The sequence below is a fragment of the Phormidium sp. FACHB-592 genome (genome assembly GCF_014695795.1).
Taxonomy (GTDB): domain Bacteria; phylum Cyanobacteriota; class Cyanobacteriia; order Leptolyngbyales; family Leptolyngbyaceae; genus Stenomitos.
Genome location: NZ_JACJOZ010000074.1, coordinates 329,591 through 344,413, shown reverse-complemented (window position 1 = coordinate 344,413; position 14,823 = coordinate 329,591). Strand labels below are relative to the sequence as shown.

The window sequence follows — 14,823 nt, the reverse complement described above, 5'->3', positions numbered from 1 at the left end:
CAATGTTCTCGTTTGGATCGCGCATTGAACCTTGCTCGTCAGTATGTGAACTTAGTTTAGTGGACTTAAGTTTAGAAGATCATAACTCTTTGCTCAAAGCCTGCTGTTTGCCCAAAGCTCCTAGACAAACAGCAAAAAGCCCCTGAACGTCTTGCCGTGTTTCGACTTCAGGGGCTTTCTGTATTCGATTCGTACTCCTCACACACTTGCGAATATACCACAGATTTCTTCCTTGCGGTAGTCTTTTGCAGCACGATCACTTTAAACAAATAGCAAAAAGCCCCTGAACGTCTTGCCGTGTTTCGACTTCAGGGGCTTTCTGTATTCGATTCGTACTCCTCACACATCTATAATCTCGCTACCAACTTACGCTTGCTATATCTCATGTGACAGATGCTGAGATGGGCAAGTGTGAATTACGTGTGTAAAGCAGACGACAGCACAATTAGAGCAAGGATTACAGCACTGACAACCAAAAAGTATTGTGACAATCCAACGATTTAGGCAAGCAACAAAAAGCCCCTGAACGTCTTGCCGTGTTTCGACTTCAGGGGCTTTTTGTATTCGATTCGTACTCCTCACATATTCATCATCTCGCTACTAGCCTACGTTTGCTATACCTCTTGTGACAGATGTTGAAGTGGACAAGGGGGGATGAGCCCTGTGGAGCAGGCAACAGCACCGTTATGACAAGAGTTACAGGTCTCACAAGAGCAGATATTGCAACGATTCGACGGCACCTCAATGGAAGCGCTATTGTTTAGAGCAGTGGACTCTAGACGATCGTCATGAATAAACCGTTGGATGCAGAGCAGTCGATAGCGCTGTCTACTAGCATCAAAAGCAAAGCCAAAGCACCGTTTGACAATGCCTACCGTGCGGCACTGGCTACAAAAGGCGCAATCTACGTACAGGGGTTTGTAGCGTTGGCAGGGCAGCCACATAAGCCGATCGAGCATAGTTGGCTAGAACTGGAGAATTGCATCGTTGACCCGTCGCTGCCGCACTTTAACCGCCCCGCTACTGCACTCCACTACTTTCCTGCTCAGCGACTCACGGTGAAACAGTTGAAAGCCGCGATCGAAGAGGCTAAGGAAGATTATCCCGACGACGATCCACTACCAATCTATGGCAAGGCTCCTTACGAATACTATGGCGATTTGATGCTGGGCGGCAAAGAGTATCTCGCAGCCCACAATGCCGCGATCGCCCAATGTCAGTCACTGAACCAGCCAAAATCAACCTCTAATGGACACACCAGTGCTGAGGGCTGAAGGTAAAAGCCTAATCGGTTTGACAGCCCGCAAGCTGTTATCTATTGGAGCTGCACTAGCTGCTAACGTTTAGCTGCCATACCAGATGGCTTCGATCGTACTCGCGATCACCTCTCCTTGCTGTGCGTCTTCCAGCAGCACCGTAATGTGCCCTAGCTTGCGCCCTGGACGAGATTCCTTTTTGCCGTACCAGTGCAAATGAGACTTCGGCATCGCGGCTAGCTGCTGTCGCTTAGCTTGATAGTCACTTTGAGACTGCTCATAGCCCAGAAGGTTGACCATGACGGCTCCAGGCGACTGCATGGCTGGGCTACCTAACGGCAAACCACAGACCGATCGCAACTGTTGTTCAAATTGAGATGTTTCGCACGCATCCAGCGTAAAGTGCCCTGAGTTGTGCGTGCGTGGCGCAATCTCGTTTACCAACACTTTGCCATCAGCAGTGAGAAAGAACTCAATGCCAAATACACCAACTACTTGCAGGCGATCGAGTAGCGTCTGGACGATCGCTTCCACGTCCCCAGCGATCGCCGCACTCAGCTTGGCAGGCGCAAAGACACGCTGACATACTTGCTGCTCCTGCTGTGTTTCGACGATCGGATAGACAACAATCTCGCCTGTAGTGGAACGAGCGGCGATCGCTGCCAATTCCCGCTCAAACGGCACAAACGCCTCCACCAATAACTGAGAGTCCTCCAACTGCCCCAGCGCCGCATTCAATGCCTGGGCATCCTTAATGATGAATGTGCCTTGACCGTCATACCCATGCCGACGGGTTTTCAGCACAAACGGAAATGAAACCGGGACGTTCTGAGCACCTTCTTCTAGCGCTTGCTGCCAGGTGTTATCCCAAGCCGCAAACTGAGGCGTTGGCAGACCTAATTTCTGTAAATAACAGCGCTGATGATACTTATCCAGCAGTGGCTTTAGCGACTCCAACCCTGGTCGAAAGCAGACTCCCTGCGTTGCCAGTTGTGAAAGTGCTTCCAGATTGACAAACTCATTTTCAAAGGTGATGACATTGCATTGAGCTGCCAATTGTGCCGTCGCCGTTGCATCATCGATCGCCCCCAGAACCACCTCTGCCGCAATACTTACCGCTGGATCATCACGAGACGGTGTTTGCACCACCAATTCAACACCCAGTTTAGCGGCTGCGCCTGCCATCATCCAGGCAAGTTGCCCACCACCGATCACACCCACACGTTTAATCACCATCCCTCATCCCTCATCCCTCAATCCCTCTTCTTTACTCCCTGCACCCTAACGACTCCCGCGTCTCCACACCCGTTTTAGAATTTACCCCACTTGCCATGCCGCACAATTCTCGAATCTGCACCTTGTCTAAAATCGCATCACTGAAGTCAGTACCGTTGATGTTCACCGCATCAAAAACGGTTCGGAGCATCATCGTATTCACCAAAACGGCATCGCTGAGATCAACCCGCGATAGCTTCACCTGATCCAGCATGGCCTGGGTCAAATCAGCACCGTGTAAGTTCGTTTCCGTCATCGTCGAAGCGCTAAAGACTGCCCCAGCCAGATCTGCATAAGCAAAATTCGTGCGGTTGAGGTTAGCGTTCGAGAACTCTGCCACTCGCAACGATTGCCCAGAGAAATCTTTGCCTGCTAGTTCAGCATTGCTGTAAGAAGGCGGCGGCGTATATTGAGAAGAGTATTTGGCACCTGTAACCGCCTGTGCTGGCACCGAAACCATACCGATTGTCAGCAACAACGCGAACAGCACGACAAAAAAGCGATTTATCAGCATTCGCACAGCATGGAAACGACATCTCTTAGTGTAGTCAGAAGTGAAGCGATCGCCTTTGCTTTATCAATACTCTGGGTTAGCTTTCAGCTTCTAGCCTTTAGCTTTTAGCGTTAAATGCCATGCTGACCGCTGACCGCTAATTGCTGACTTTTTGACTAGCTAGCTCCGAAACAAGCGGCTGTACTGAGTTTCATGCGCCATGCTTACCAAGGCTAATCCCCAACTGCAACTGCCTAAATCGTCATCTTGCAGCAACAAAACCGCCTCAACGGCATCTTCGATCGCAGGCTGAAGCTGCAATAACAACTGCTGTCCTGCTGTTTGCCCTAATGGAATCAGCTTGACACCCACATTGACCAGATTACTTGCCCAACTATGCAAATAGCCCAGCATGGCTGAAGGCAGGTCAATCTGCCATCGTACCGCTGCAAGGGCAAAGGCGATCGCAAAATGGCAGCCATCTTTTTGTAAAACAATACTTTGCGGTAGCTCTACAAGGTGCAAATCTTGCAACAGCCGCAAGAGGGATCGCCCCATCTGCAAACTTTGGTGTCGCAACTCCTCCGTCTCACGCGCTGCCGATAGCCAGCGATTCCAGTCGCCCAAAGCATCCCAATCGTCTAGCTGACACGCTCTATAGGCACGTACCATGACCGCCGTTTCAACACGAATAGCACCATACCGAAGCTCCTGCACTAGCCAGCTTTCAAGCGCATCGCGATCGCTCAATCTGCCAGCCTCAGCTAACGCCTCAAGTCCTTCAGAATAGCTGTAAGCACCAACTGGCAACGCCGGACTCGCTAACTGCAACAACCGCAGCAATGCACCCTGATGATTGTTTTTTTCCATTTCTATATCCTTCCATGCGCTTTCAGCAGTCAGCTTTCAGCGATTCAGTGACCAACCGATAAAACGCAATCAAAACCCTTCTATGAGCAGTCAGTTTTCAGCTTTCAGTGATCAGTAATTAACTGGCAAAACGTAAGTAACTAGCCGACAAAACGCAATCAAAAACCTCTAATGAAGCGACACAAAATACGACTCTTCCACTCCTTCACTCTTCCACTCCTTCACTCTTCCACTCCTTCACTCTTCCACTCCTTCACTCTTCCACCTCCTCAATGCCCATGCCCATAAGCCCCTGTCTCTGGGTGAAATGGCTGAACTTCCTCAACAACGCGCAGACCTCGATGCTCTAATAAAGCGCGTAAGACAGGATCAGGAGACAGCCGCAAATAAGTTGGCATAATCTCTAGCGGTACGTGGCGGTTGCCGAGATGATATGCCGCTTGCAGCAACGGCAGTTCACTCTCAGCCGTGACGGTTAAAACAGGTTCTGGTTTGGCGCTCACCTGCACTACAAAACCATCGTCAGACTGCAAAAAATCGCCATCGCGTAGCACAGTACCCCTGGGTAACTGAAGATAAACCGACTGTCCATCCAGGCTTTCAAAGCGGTAGCGCGATCGCGTTCGTTCTTCGGCTGTTAGAGCGAGGGTAAAGGCAACCGCTGCTTGTGGGCTTACCGTTAAGCGTTGTGTCAGCGTTGTAATCACGGCTTCAGCTAACGTCCTTGCGTCTGGCATAGCGGGTCTAGAGCATCTCAACCAAAGCTTAGTGTATTCAACGTACTTTTATGAAGCGATCGCCTCCGCTTCCGAAACGGGCTGATTTTTCAAAGAAGTTAAATAAGGTTCGCACCTCTGTTAAGTGCTTGGCTCATCTCATCACCAGTGGCAGCTAAACGGCTTCACCGTTAGTTGCGATCGCGTGCCTGAGACAGAGTGCGTAGCCTTTGCATGAGCTGTTCCTTTAGCCCCCAATGAACTCACGATGGATACCGTCATTTCGACTGCAAAACCACCTTCGTTGCTTCAAGCTGTACTGGAAGGCTTTATTGATGGCGTCTTGATTTTGTCTGAACAAGGTGAATGGATACACGCAAATGATCGCGCTCGCCACATTTGCGATCAACTCACAAAAGGTATCGCCCAGCCTGATCGCGTGCCTCAAGAAATCTGGCGAGCGTGCCAATGCCTGATCGGCAGCCTTAATCTTTATCCCAATAAAGCATTGACGATCGAAGATGAAATCACTACAGGTCAAGCGGACTCCTATCGTGTACGAGCACAATGGCTAACCCTTGAACGCTTTCAGCGCCCTTGCTTACTGATTACGCTAGAAGATCGGCTTCAGTCTGTGCAGCAGGCAGCGATCGGTGAAGGGCAGCGTTACGGACTTACACCCCGTGAACTGGAAGTCTGGCTGCGTTACCGTGCTGGCTACTCCTACAAAGCGATCGCTGCAGAACTTTACATCACCCATAATACGGTGAAGAAACACATGAAAAACATCCACGCCAAGCGTCAGATAGTAATGGCGATTGCAGATTGAAGCAACTAGAGAGCTTAAAGACTGGCAGGTTCTTTAGCTAATTTTTCGCTTACTTATGGCAACAGACTGTAGGGGCTTTGAAGCTGAAAACTAACAGTCAAAAGATGGAGCTATGCGCTCACACTCTATCAGCTTATACTAGTAGCTTCATCATGGCTATATTTACTAGATCTGGTACGGATAGATATACTCCGTAGGTAAGCGAAGATCTTTTTATTGCCCTCATAGAGCAGTCATTGAAATTATCATACCTTTACCGAACTCACTAACTACGTTAGTAGCTTCATCTGGTGCATGACTAAATCCGCCACAGATAGGAATACTCCGTGGATAAACGGACATCTTTGTATTTCCTTCATAGAGGAGTCATTGAAATTACCATACCTTTACTGAAATCACTAAACGCTAGGATTACTATTCAATCTATAAGCACGGGTCAGTTCGTCGCAAACTTTCAAAAGGTGGTTGCATGAAAGCAGTAATCTTGGCAGGCGGCTTGGGTACACGATTGAGTGAAGAAACGACTATTAAGCCAAAACCAATGGTTGAAGTGGGTGGACAACCCATTCTTTGGCACATTATGAAGACCTACTCTGCCCACGGAATCAATGATTTCGTCATTTGCTGCGGCTACAAAGGTTACGTTATCAAAGAGTTTTTTGCAAACTACTTTTTGCGTATGTCAGATGTCACCTTTGATATGCGCTTTAATCAAATGAACATTCATGCCGGTAAAGCTGAACCCTGGCGCGTCACGCTAGTTGACACTGGTGAAAATACGATGACAGGTGGACGGCTGAAGCGTGTGCAAGAGCACGTCGGCAATGAAACCTTCTGTTTTACCTATGGTGATGGGGTAAGTAACGTCAACATTACTGAATTAGTTGCCTTTCATAAAGCAGAAGGTGTGTCAGCAACCCTTACCGCCGTACAGCCTCCCGGACGTTTTGGTGCGATTTCACTGTCAAAAGAACAAACCAAAATTAATCAATTTCATGAGAAGCCAGGTGGCGATGGTGCCTGGATTAACGGTGGCTATTTTGTTCTCGAACCAGAAGTGATTGACTACATTACTGATGACTCTGTGATGTGGGAACATGAGCCTCTGCAAAAGATCGCTCAGGCTGGTAAGCTTAGTGCCTTTAGACACAGCGGTTTTTGGCAACCAATGGACACGCTTAAAGACAAAATGTATCTCGACGAGCTATGGAAAGAAGGGAAAGCACCCTGGAAAGTTTGGTAGAAAGTTTGGTGGAAATACGACTGCTTTGCTAGCAGCGTTGGCGAGATAAGGGTTTAGCTATCACTTAAGCAGGGACAAGAATTTATGTACGATTTTGCGATCGTCGGTGGTGGCATCGTCGGTCTTTCTACGGGTGTCGCCTTGAGTCAGCGCTACCCAGATGCAAAGATATTGGTGCTTGAGAAAGAAAGTCGCTGGGCTTTTCATCAAACTGGTAATAATAGTGGCGTAATCCACTCTGGGTTGTATTACAAACCAGGCAGCTTTAAGGCAACGTTTTGCCGTGCAGGTGCCCAGTCAATGGTTGCCTTTTGCCAGGAACATGACATCCCCTACGAAGTCTGCGGCAAAGTCATTGTTGCCACAGAAGAGAAAGAGTTACCGTTGCTGGAGAATCTTTATCAGCGCGGCTTGCAGAATGATATTAAAGTTGCTCGCCTGACTGCTGAAGCAGTGCGTGAAATTGAGCCGCATGTCAACTGCATTGCCGGAGTACAGGTTTTTTCTACAGGCATTGCTGACTACAAAAAAGTCTGTCAAAAATACGCTGAACTCATTCAACTGAGCGGTGGCGATTTACGACTTAACACTAAAGTTCTAAAGATTGTTGAAACGGCGACTGGTCAAGTACTTGAAACCAATCAAGGCACCTTTGAAACGCAGTTTGTGATTAACTGTGCAGGCTTACACAGCGATCGTATTGCCAAACTTGGTAACGTTGACCCGAAGGCAAAAATTGTGCCTTTCCGAGGGGAGTACTACGAGCTGACTCCCGAAAAACGCTACTTGGTTAAAGGTCTCATCTACCCTGTTCCAAACCCTGACTTCCCGTTTCTGGGCGTTCACTTTACCCGCATGATTGACGGCAGCGTCCATGCTGGTCCCAATGCAGTGCTGAGTCTCAAACGCGAAGGGTACAAAAAGACCGACTTTGACCTGGGTGACTTTGCTGAAGTGATGACCTACCCTGCCTTTTGGAAATTGGCTGCCAAGCACGCTGATGAAGGGATTAAAGAGATCATTCGTTCTTTTAGCAAAGCAGCCTTTGTCCATAGCTTGCAGCGTTTAATCCCAGAAGTGCAAGCGGCGGATGTTGTGCCTACTCATGCAGGCGTTCGGGCGCAGGCACTCATGAACGATGGTAAGTTGGTCGATGACTTTCTGATTATCAAAGGTCAGCAGTCTGTTCACGTTTGCAACGCGCCCTCTCCTGCAGCAACCTCATCCATTGAAATTGGCAAAGCCATTGTCGCGCAAATCCCTGCGCCACAGCACTTACGCACCACCGTCAACGTTTAGCACTGATTACTAGGAAGAAGCAATGAAAGTACTGGTTACTGGAACAGAAGGGTATCTTGGTTCACTCTTGGCTCCCCTCTTGATGGAGCGTGGGCATGAAATCACAGCAGTTGATACTGGCTACTATAAGGTTGGCTGGCTTTACAACGGCACAGACTTAACGGCTAAAACCCTTAACAAAGATATTCGCCACATTACCATTGAAGATTTAGCGGGTATTGAAGCGATCGTTCACATGGCAGAATTGTCCAACGACCCAACGGGACAACTGTCGCCAACTATTACCTATGACATTAACCATAAAGGTTCGGTGCGGCTGGCTGAACTGGCAAAAGCAGCGGGTGTACGGCGCTTTGTCTATATGTCTTCATGTAGTGTATATGGTGTTGCTAGCGGCGACGGTCTGACCACTGAAGAAACGCCCGTTAACCCTCAGACTGCGTATGCTGAATGCAAAACCCTTGTAGAGCGGGATTTGAAGCCACTTGCGGATGACAACTTTTCGCCCACGTTCATGCGGAATGCCACTGCCTTTGGCGCTTCTCCCCGGATGCGCTTTGACATTGTGCTGAACAATCTGGCTGGTCTTGCCTGGACGACGAAAGAAATCAAAATGATTAGCGACGGCACACCTTGGCGACCGCTGGTGCACGCGCTGGATATTGCCAAGTCGATCGCCTGTGCATTAGAAGCACCCCGCGACATTGTGCACAATCAGGTGTTTAACGTTGGTGATACGACTAATAACTACCGAGTCAAAGAAATTGCCGAAATCATTGCCAGCGTGTTTGAAGGCTGTCAACTAAGCTTTGGTGATAGCGGCTCTGACAACCGCAGCTACCGCGTTTCCTTCGAGAAAATCAATACGCAACTACCAGGCTTTAAGTGCGATTGGAATGCCGAACGTGGTGCCCAGCAGCTTTTCGATCTATTTACCCGCATTGATATGACGAAAGAAGTCTTTGAGTCACGCGGCTTTACTCGTTTGAAACAGCTTGAGTACCTGATTCGCACCCAACAAATTGACAAAGATTTCTTTTGGAGCAAGTAATGAAATTCACAGAAACGAAGCTAAAAGGCGCATTTATTCTTGATTTGGAGCTGCGTAACGACGATCGCGGTGGTTTTGCCCGCACCTTCTGCGCCAAAGAATTTGAAGACCACGGACTGAAGCCAACTGTTGCTCAATGCAATCTGTCCTTTAACTACAAGGCAGGCACACTGAGAGGGATGCACTACCAGGTTGCACCCGCCTGCGAAACCAAGCTAGTCCGCTGCACAAAGGGCGCTATCTACGATGTCATCATTGATATGCGTCCTGAGTCTCCCACTTACAGACAGCACATTGGCGTGGAATTGACGGCAGAAAATCGACGAGCGCTTTATGTGCCAGAACTATTTGCCCACGGTTATCAAGCGCTCACCGACGATGCCGAAGTCGTGTATCAAGTGGGTGAGTTTTACACTCCTGGTTACGAGCGCGGCTTGCGCTATGACGATCCTGCCTTCGGTATCGAATGGCCCCTTCCCGTAACGGTCATTTCTGAAAAGGATGCTGCCTGGTCCTTATTTGAAGCGGTTCCAGCCTAGGCGAAAAGGCTAAAATGCATTATTTGCCTTCAGGACACTGTTTTCTTCAGAAGGAAAGGCATGAAGCTAAGTGTAATTTTGCCCTGCTACAACGGTGAGAAGACGATCGCGGTTCAACTTGAGTCACTGGCAAAGCAACAGTGGGCCGGAACTTGGGAACTCATTGTTGTTAACAATGGCTCAACTGACCATTCAATGGAAATTGTTGAGGGCTACCGCGATCGCCTACCGCACCTACGCATTGTCAATGCTTACACACCTCCTGGTCCGAGACTAGGCGTTGCTCACTCTTACAACACTGGTGTTCAGGCGGCAGACGGTGATGCTGTAGCCTTCTGTGAGGCAGATGACGAAGTTGCAACAGACTGGTTAGCTCAAATGGCAGAAGCGCTTGCTCAACACCAATGCGTAGCTGGTGCTTTGGAGTACACCCGGCTGAACGAACCCTGGATTCTTGAAGCTAATGGCAATGGGGCTCAATCAGAGGCACTTATCGTGGTAAAGCACAAACCTTATCTTTCTTTTGCCTATGGCTGTAATTTGGGTATGAAACGCTCTGTCTACGAAACAGTCGGCGAGTTTGATACCTCCTTCCCCTGCGCTTGGGATATGGATTATTCCTTTAGAGTGCAACTTGCAGGTATTCCGCTCCACTTCGCGCCTCAGATTGTCGTTCACTATCGCATTCGTCATACATGGCGCGATATTTATCGTCAAGCGCACCGATGGGGTGAAGACAACCCATTAATTCGGAAGCGGTATGGAGTTGGGATGGGCAAGCTTGAACTCTTTAGAAGGACATTCGCGCTTTTGCAACATCTCTTACACAAGCCTCCCGTGTCAAAAAGAGCAGCTTTTTCTAACTGGTTATTTAGCTTCGGTTGGCAAGTTGGAGAGGTGCAGGGACTGCTCAAGCACTTTCTTTTCAGCTTTTTCACTAGTCCTCAACGTTCTAGCGTTGTCCCGCAGCATAAGCAGGAAATTCAAGTTCACTAAGAACATTTGCGCCACTTAAAAGATTCTTGTAGGAGATTACTCATGTTTATTGTTGATACTGCCCTAAAAGCACGTGCCGAAGCAGGAAAGCCCATTAAAGTTGGCATGATTGGTGCTGGCTTTATGGGTCGTGGCATCGCGAACCAGATTGCAAACTCGGTGCCAGGGATGGAGTTGGTTGCTATTTTTAACCGTAATTTGGATGGGGCAAAGCGTGCCTATACAGAAGTGGGTATCGAAACCTTCCAGGTTGTAAACACGGTTGCTGATTTAGAAGCCTCTGTTGCACAAGGTAAGTATGCGGTAACGGATGATGCAATGTTGCTGTGCCGCGCCGAAGGGATTGATGCGCTGATTGAAGTCACGGGCACGATCGAGTTTGGTGCCGCAGTGGTGCTAGAGGCGATCGCTCACAAGAAGCACGTTGTCTTGATGAATGCTGAACTCGATGGCACCATCGGACCCATCCTGAAGGTTTATGCCGATCGCGCAGGTGTAGTGCTCTCTGCCTGTGATGGCGATCAACCAGGTGTCGAGATCAACCTTTACCGCTTTGTCAAAAGCATTGGTCTCACGCCGTTGCTCTGTGGCAATATCAAAGGCTTGCAAGACCCGTATCGCAACCCCACCACCCAGGAAGGGTTTGCCAAGAAGTGGGGGCAACAAGCGCATATGGTCACCAGCTTTGCCGATGGTAGCAAAATTTCCTTTGAGCAGGCGATCGTGGCTAACGCAACAGGGATGAAAGTTGCTAAACGCGGGATGTTGGGCTACGACTTCTCTGGGCACGTCGATGAAATGACCAGTATGTATGACATTGACCAACTCAAATCTCTGGGCGGCATTGTCGATTATGTAGTGGGCGCAAAGCCAGGTCCCGGTGTCTTTGTTTTTGGCACCCACGACGATCCCAAGCAGCGGCACTATCTGAACCTCTACAAGTTGGGTGAAGGTCCGCTGTACAGCTTCTACACACCGTATCACCTCTGCCATTTTGAAGTGCCCTTATCCGTAGCGCGGGTCGTGTTGTTTCATGATGCTGTCATGGCTCCGATCGCTGCCCCTGTTGTCGATGTCATTACCGTTGCCAAAATTGACCTGAAAGCAGGCGAAACGCTGGATGGCATTGGCTTCTACATGACCTATGGGCAGTGCGAAAACTCTGAGGTTGTGCAGGCGGAGAATCTTTTGCCTATGGGTTTGGCAGAGGGTTGCCGCCTGAAGCGCGATCTTCCTAAAGACCGGGCGCTAACCTATGACGATGTGGAATTGCCACCAAATCGCCTTTCCGATAAGCTGCGGGCAGAACAAAACGCTTACTTTGCTCCTACCCCAGTCCTTGCCACTGTGTAACGGCTATCGCAACAGCCAGCTTGGTCTGTCCTAGCCTTTGAAGGCGATCGCAGTAGCACATTGAAGAAAACCGGGTTTCTAAACGTCAGGCTTAAAGTCTAATGTTTAAAGAAACTCGGTTTTTGCGTTTGTCAAAGCGACCTTATCTGCCCTGCCTCTGCTATCCTTTCGTCAAATAGTGCTTGTCTAAATGAATCATTGAAGAGTAACGCTGTGCGATCGCTCGTTCGGTTAGGTATTGCGCTTCTTATCGTTCTGCTTGGGCTGCTTAACTACTGTAGCAGCACCGCTGAAAACCCCATTACAGGCGAGAAGCAAAATGTGCAGCTATCGGTGCAACAGGAAATAGTATTAGGGCTAGAAGCACGGCAGCAGATGGTGGCTCAACATAATGGCTTGCATCCTGACCCTCTGCTTCAGCAGTATGTCAATCAGGTCGGTAAGCAGATCGTGGAGCGATCAACCGCATTCCGATCCCCCTATCCCTTTGAGTTTCACCTATTGCGTGACTCGCGTGCCATCAATGCTTTTGCACTACCGGGAGGGCAGGTCTTTCTTACCGTTGCTTTACTGAGACAATTAACCTCTGAAGCACAACTGGCAGCCGTGTTCGGTCACGAAATCGGTCATGTGGTGGCGCGTCATGGTGCCGAGCATCTAACAAAGCACCCGGTTAGCCAGTTACCAGTCTCTGCTATTAATGCCACTACAAACGATCGCCAAGACAAAGCGGCAGTACTGGCACAAACAGTTAAGCAACTGGTGAGTCTGCGCTACGGACGTGATGATGAATTGGAGAGCGATCGACTGGGCTTACGGTTTATGACCGAAGCAGGCTATGACCCGCAAGGCTTTGTTCAACTGATACAAAGCTTGGGAGTTACGCGGCAAGATGGACGACCACCAGCCTTTTTTAGCACTCACCCTAGCCCTGATAATCGCGTCAAGCGGTTACAAACATTGATTACCCAAACGTACCCGCAGGGTCTTCCCAGAAACTTGAAGAACAACCGTGAGCTATTCGCTCAAATGGTGAAAGCTCGTCTTTAAGCAACCCTTTCCATAAGGCTTACAGCGCTACACTTACTGGCTCTGGGTCGATCGCCTGTGCTTGTGCATGGCTGTTTTCATCGCTCACACTAGCAGTTGAGAGCGCCAACGCAGCCTGGACAAACCCTTTGAACAGTGGATGGGGCGCACTTGGGCGTGATTGAAACTCAGGATGGAACTGAGTTGCGATGAAAAACGGATGTTTCGACAATTCTACAATCTCGACTAGACGACCATCAGGGGAGGTGCCGCTGATGGTGTAGCCTGTTTCGGTGAAGAGGTTCCGGTAGGCATTATTGAATTCATAGCGGTGGCGATGCCGTTCATAGATGACCTCTTCTTGATAAAGCTTAAAGGCAAGGGTGTTGGACGACAGACGGCAAGGGTAGAGCCCCAACCGCATAGTGCCGCCTAAGTCAATCACGTCTTGCTGTTCTGGCAAGAGGTTGATCACAGGATTGCTTGCTTCAGTAGAAAATTCAGCACTATGAGCATCGGGCAAGTTGGCGATATGCCGCGCCCATTCGATGACCAAACACTGCATGCCCAAACATAGACCGAGATACGGAATTTGGTGCGTCCGTGCATACTCGATCGCCGCAATCTTGCCATCAATGCCCCGAATGCCAAAGCCTCCCGGGACGATGATGCCCTGAACGCCTTCTAAATGATTGGTGGCATGGTCGTCTTCAATATCTTCAGCGTTAACCCAGCGAATGTTGAGGTCGCTATCAAGCGCGATCGCGGCATGGCGGAGTGCTTCCATCACCGATAAATACGCATCGCTCAAACGCACGTACTTACCAACGATCGCAATTTCGACCGTCTTTTTGGGGCTATACAGACGATCGACCAATGTTGCCCATTGCGTCAAATCAGGCTGACGCTGCTCCAGTTGCAGAAGCTCAATTGCCTGATGCGCTAGCCCTTCACGTTCCAGATTTAGCGGCACCTCATAGATACTTCTGGCATCTTGAGACGTAATTACACACTCAGCCGGCACATCGCAAAAGCCTGACATCTTTTCCTTGAGTCCCGGCGGCAGGGGACGATCGCTCCGACAAACAAGAATATCGGGCTGAATACCGATCGATCGTAGTTCCTTGACTGAATGCTGAGTCGGCTTTGTTTTCATTTCCCCTGCGGAAGGGATCCAGGGCACCAGCGTGACGTGCATATACAGCACATTTTGTCGCCCGACATCTTTACGAAACTGGCGAATCGCTTCGAGAAACGGCAGCGACTCAATATCGCCGACCGTACCGCCGATTTCGGTAATGACGACATCAGGATTCGTGTCCTTAGCAACGCGCCGCACCCGCTCCTTAATTTCGTTGGTGATGTGGGGAATCACCTGCACAGTGCCGCCGTCATAATCACCCCGGCGCTCTCGATTTAGCACTGCCTGATAGATTGATCCCGTTGTCACACTGTTGAGCCGCGACATTGACGTATCGGTGAAGCGTTCGTAGTGCCCCAAGTCGAGATCTGTTTCGGCACCATCTTCGGTGACAAACACCTCACCATGTTGAAAGGGACTCATCGTACCTGGGTCAACGTTAATGTAGGGATCAAGCTTCAGGATGGAAACGGAGTACTGTCGCGACTTGAGCAAGCGCCCTAAACTAGCTGCTACAATCCCCTTGCCAATGCTAGAAACGACACCGCCCGTTACAAAAACAAACTTAGTAGCCATAGGTTGGGGAAGAAATAGAGTAAGGGACTTGCCTGGTGTCGTATCCAACTCATTCTGCCATAAGGAAGAGAGATGGGGGGATGAGGGCTGAAAGCTGAGGGCTGAAAGCTGAGGGCTGAAAGCTAAAGGAGAAGACTGAGAGTTTTCAGTTTATGGG

The 14,823-nt window shown here is 49.4% G+C and carries 14 protein-coding genes; 9 read left to right on the top strand and 5 right to left on the bottom strand.

Annotated elements, in window-relative coordinates:
- Positions 1-788 precede the first annotated feature (788 nt).
- Entirely contained in the window at positions 789-1,274 is a 486-nt protein-coding gene (locus H6F86_RS20415) for a hypothetical protein (RefSeq protein ID WP_190450523.1), read from the top strand.
- A 69-nt stretch (positions 1,275-1,343) separates the two neighbouring features.
- Here H6F86_RS20415 and H6F86_RS20410 read toward each other — a convergent pair whose 3' ends face one another.
- From H6F86_RS20410 to ureE, 4 genes are all read right to left on the bottom strand, one after another.
- Positions 1,344-2,492, bottom strand: a complete 1,149-nt coding sequence (locus H6F86_RS20410) for a 5-(carboxyamino)imidazole ribonucleotide synthase (RefSeq protein WP_199305391.1) — start codon at positions 2,490-2,492, stop codon at positions 1,344-1,346.
- A gap of 31 nt (positions 2,493-2,523) precedes the next feature.
- Entirely contained in the window at positions 2,524-3,045 is a 522-nt protein-coding gene (locus tag H6F86_RS20405; RefSeq protein WP_190450522.1) for a pentapeptide repeat-containing protein, read from the bottom strand.
- Positions 3,046-3,204: 159 nt separating this feature from the next.
- Entirely contained in the window at positions 3,205-3,894 is a 690-nt protein-coding gene (locus tag H6F86_RS20400; protein ID WP_190450521.1) for an urease accessory protein UreF, read from the bottom strand.
- A 269-nt stretch (positions 3,895-4,163) separates the two neighbouring features.
- Positions 4,164-4,631, bottom strand: coding sequence for an urease accessory protein UreE (ureE, locus tag H6F86_RS20395; RefSeq protein ID WP_199305390.1), 468 nt, complete (start codon positions 4,629-4,631; stop codon positions 4,164-4,166).
- A gap of 247 nt (positions 4,632-4,878) precedes the next feature.
- Between ureE and H6F86_RS20390 the strand changes: the two genes are divergently transcribed.
- From H6F86_RS20390 to H6F86_RS20355, 8 genes are all read left to right on the top strand, one after another.
- Positions 4,879-5,439, top strand: coding sequence for a helix-turn-helix transcriptional regulator (locus H6F86_RS20390; RefSeq protein WP_190450520.1), 561 nt, complete (start codon positions 4,879-4,881; stop codon positions 5,437-5,439).
- A 469-nt stretch (positions 5,440-5,908) separates the two neighbouring features.
- Positions 5,909-6,682, top strand: coding sequence for a glucose-1-phosphate cytidylyltransferase (rfbF, locus tag H6F86_RS20385; protein WP_190450519.1), 774 nt, complete (start codon positions 5,909-5,911; stop codon positions 6,680-6,682).
- Between the two features lie 84 nt (positions 6,683-6,766).
- Entirely contained in the window at positions 6,767-7,981 is a 1,215-nt protein-coding gene (lhgO, locus tag H6F86_RS20380; RefSeq protein ID WP_190450518.1) for an L-2-hydroxyglutarate oxidase, read from the top strand.
- A 22-nt stretch (positions 7,982-8,003) separates the two neighbouring features.
- Positions 8,004-9,032 (top strand): SDR family oxidoreductase, encoded by a 1,029-nt coding sequence (locus H6F86_RS20375; RefSeq protein WP_190450517.1) that lies wholly within the window; start codon positions 8,004-8,006, stop codon positions 9,030-9,032.
- Positions 9,032-9,571: a dTDP-4-dehydrorhamnose 3,5-epimerase gene (gene rfbC / locus H6F86_RS20370; protein WP_190450516.1), complete on the top strand. Its 540-nt coding sequence runs from the start codon at positions 9,032-9,034 to the stop codon at positions 9,569-9,571. Before H6F86_RS20375 ends, rfbC begins: the two co-directional genes overlap by 1 nt.
- A gap of 60 nt (positions 9,572-9,631) precedes the next feature.
- A complete protein-coding gene (locus tag H6F86_RS20365) occupies positions 9,632-10,567 on the top strand; it encodes a glycosyltransferase (RefSeq protein WP_190450515.1) in 936 nt (311 codons plus the stop codon).
- 42 nt (positions 10,568-10,609) lie between these two features.
- Positions 10,610-11,920, top strand: coding sequence for a Gfo/Idh/MocA family oxidoreductase (locus H6F86_RS20360; protein WP_190450514.1), 1,311 nt, complete (start codon positions 10,610-10,612; stop codon positions 11,918-11,920).
- A 198-nt stretch (positions 11,921-12,118) separates the two neighbouring features.
- Complete coding sequence (locus tag H6F86_RS20355; RefSeq protein WP_199305389.1) at positions 12,119-12,970, top strand: M48 family metalloprotease; 852 nt, start codon at positions 12,119-12,121, stop codon at positions 12,968-12,970.
- 19 nt (positions 12,971-12,989) lie between these two features.
- Here the strand turns inward: H6F86_RS20355 and H6F86_RS20350 are convergent, their stop codons facing one another.
- Complete coding sequence (locus H6F86_RS20350; protein WP_190450513.1) at positions 12,990-14,666, bottom strand: CTP synthase; 1,677 nt, start codon at positions 14,664-14,666, stop codon at positions 12,990-12,992.
- Between the last annotated feature and the right edge of the window lie 157 nt (positions 14,667-14,823).

Bases quoted from the DNA above. Each gene is read 5' to 3' on its own strand.
- H6F86_RS20400 (WP_190450521.1), bottom strand. From the start codon at position 3,894: ATGGAAAAAAACAATCATCAGGGTGCATTGCTGCGGTTGTTGCAGTTA.
- ureE (WP_199305390.1), bottom strand. From the start codon at position 4,631: ATGCCAGACGCAAGGACGTTAGCTGAAGCCGTGATTACAACGCTGACA.
- H6F86_RS20405 (WP_190450522.1), bottom strand. From the start codon at position 3,045: ATGCTGATAAATCGCTTTTTTGTCGTGCTGTTCGCGTTGTTGCTGACA.
- H6F86_RS20375 (WP_190450517.1), top strand. From the start codon at position 8,004: ATGAAAGTACTGGTTACTGGAACAGAAGGGTATCTTGGTTCACTCTTG.
- H6F86_RS20415 (WP_190450523.1), top strand. From the start codon at position 789: ATGAATAAACCGTTGGATGCAGAGCAGTCGATAGCGCTGTCTACTAGC.
- H6F86_RS20410 (WP_199305391.1), bottom strand. From the start codon at position 2,492: ATGGTGATTAAACGTGTGGGTGTGATCGGTGGTGGGCAACTTGCCTGG.
- rfbF (WP_190450519.1), top strand. From the start codon at position 5,909: ATGAAAGCAGTAATCTTGGCAGGCGGCTTGGGTACACGATTGAGTGAA.
- H6F86_RS20390 (WP_190450520.1), top strand. From the start codon at position 4,879: ATGGATACCGTCATTTCGACTGCAAAACCACCTTCGTTGCTTCAAGCT.
- H6F86_RS20365 (WP_190450515.1), top strand. From the start codon at position 9,632: ATGAAGCTAAGTGTAATTTTGCCCTGCTACAACGGTGAGAAGACGATC.
- H6F86_RS20360 (WP_190450514.1), top strand. From the start codon at position 10,610: ATGTTTATTGTTGATACTGCCCTAAAAGCACGTGCCGAAGCAGGAAAG.
- lhgO (WP_190450518.1), top strand. From the start codon at position 6,767: ATGTACGATTTTGCGATCGTCGGTGGTGGCATCGTCGGTCTTTCTACG.
- H6F86_RS20350 (WP_190450513.1), bottom strand. From the start codon at position 14,666: ATGGCTACTAAGTTTGTTTTTGTAACGGGCGGTGTCGTTTCTAGCATT.
- rfbC (WP_190450516.1), top strand. From the start codon at position 9,032: ATGAAATTCACAGAAACGAAGCTAAAAGGCGCATTTATTCTTGATTTG.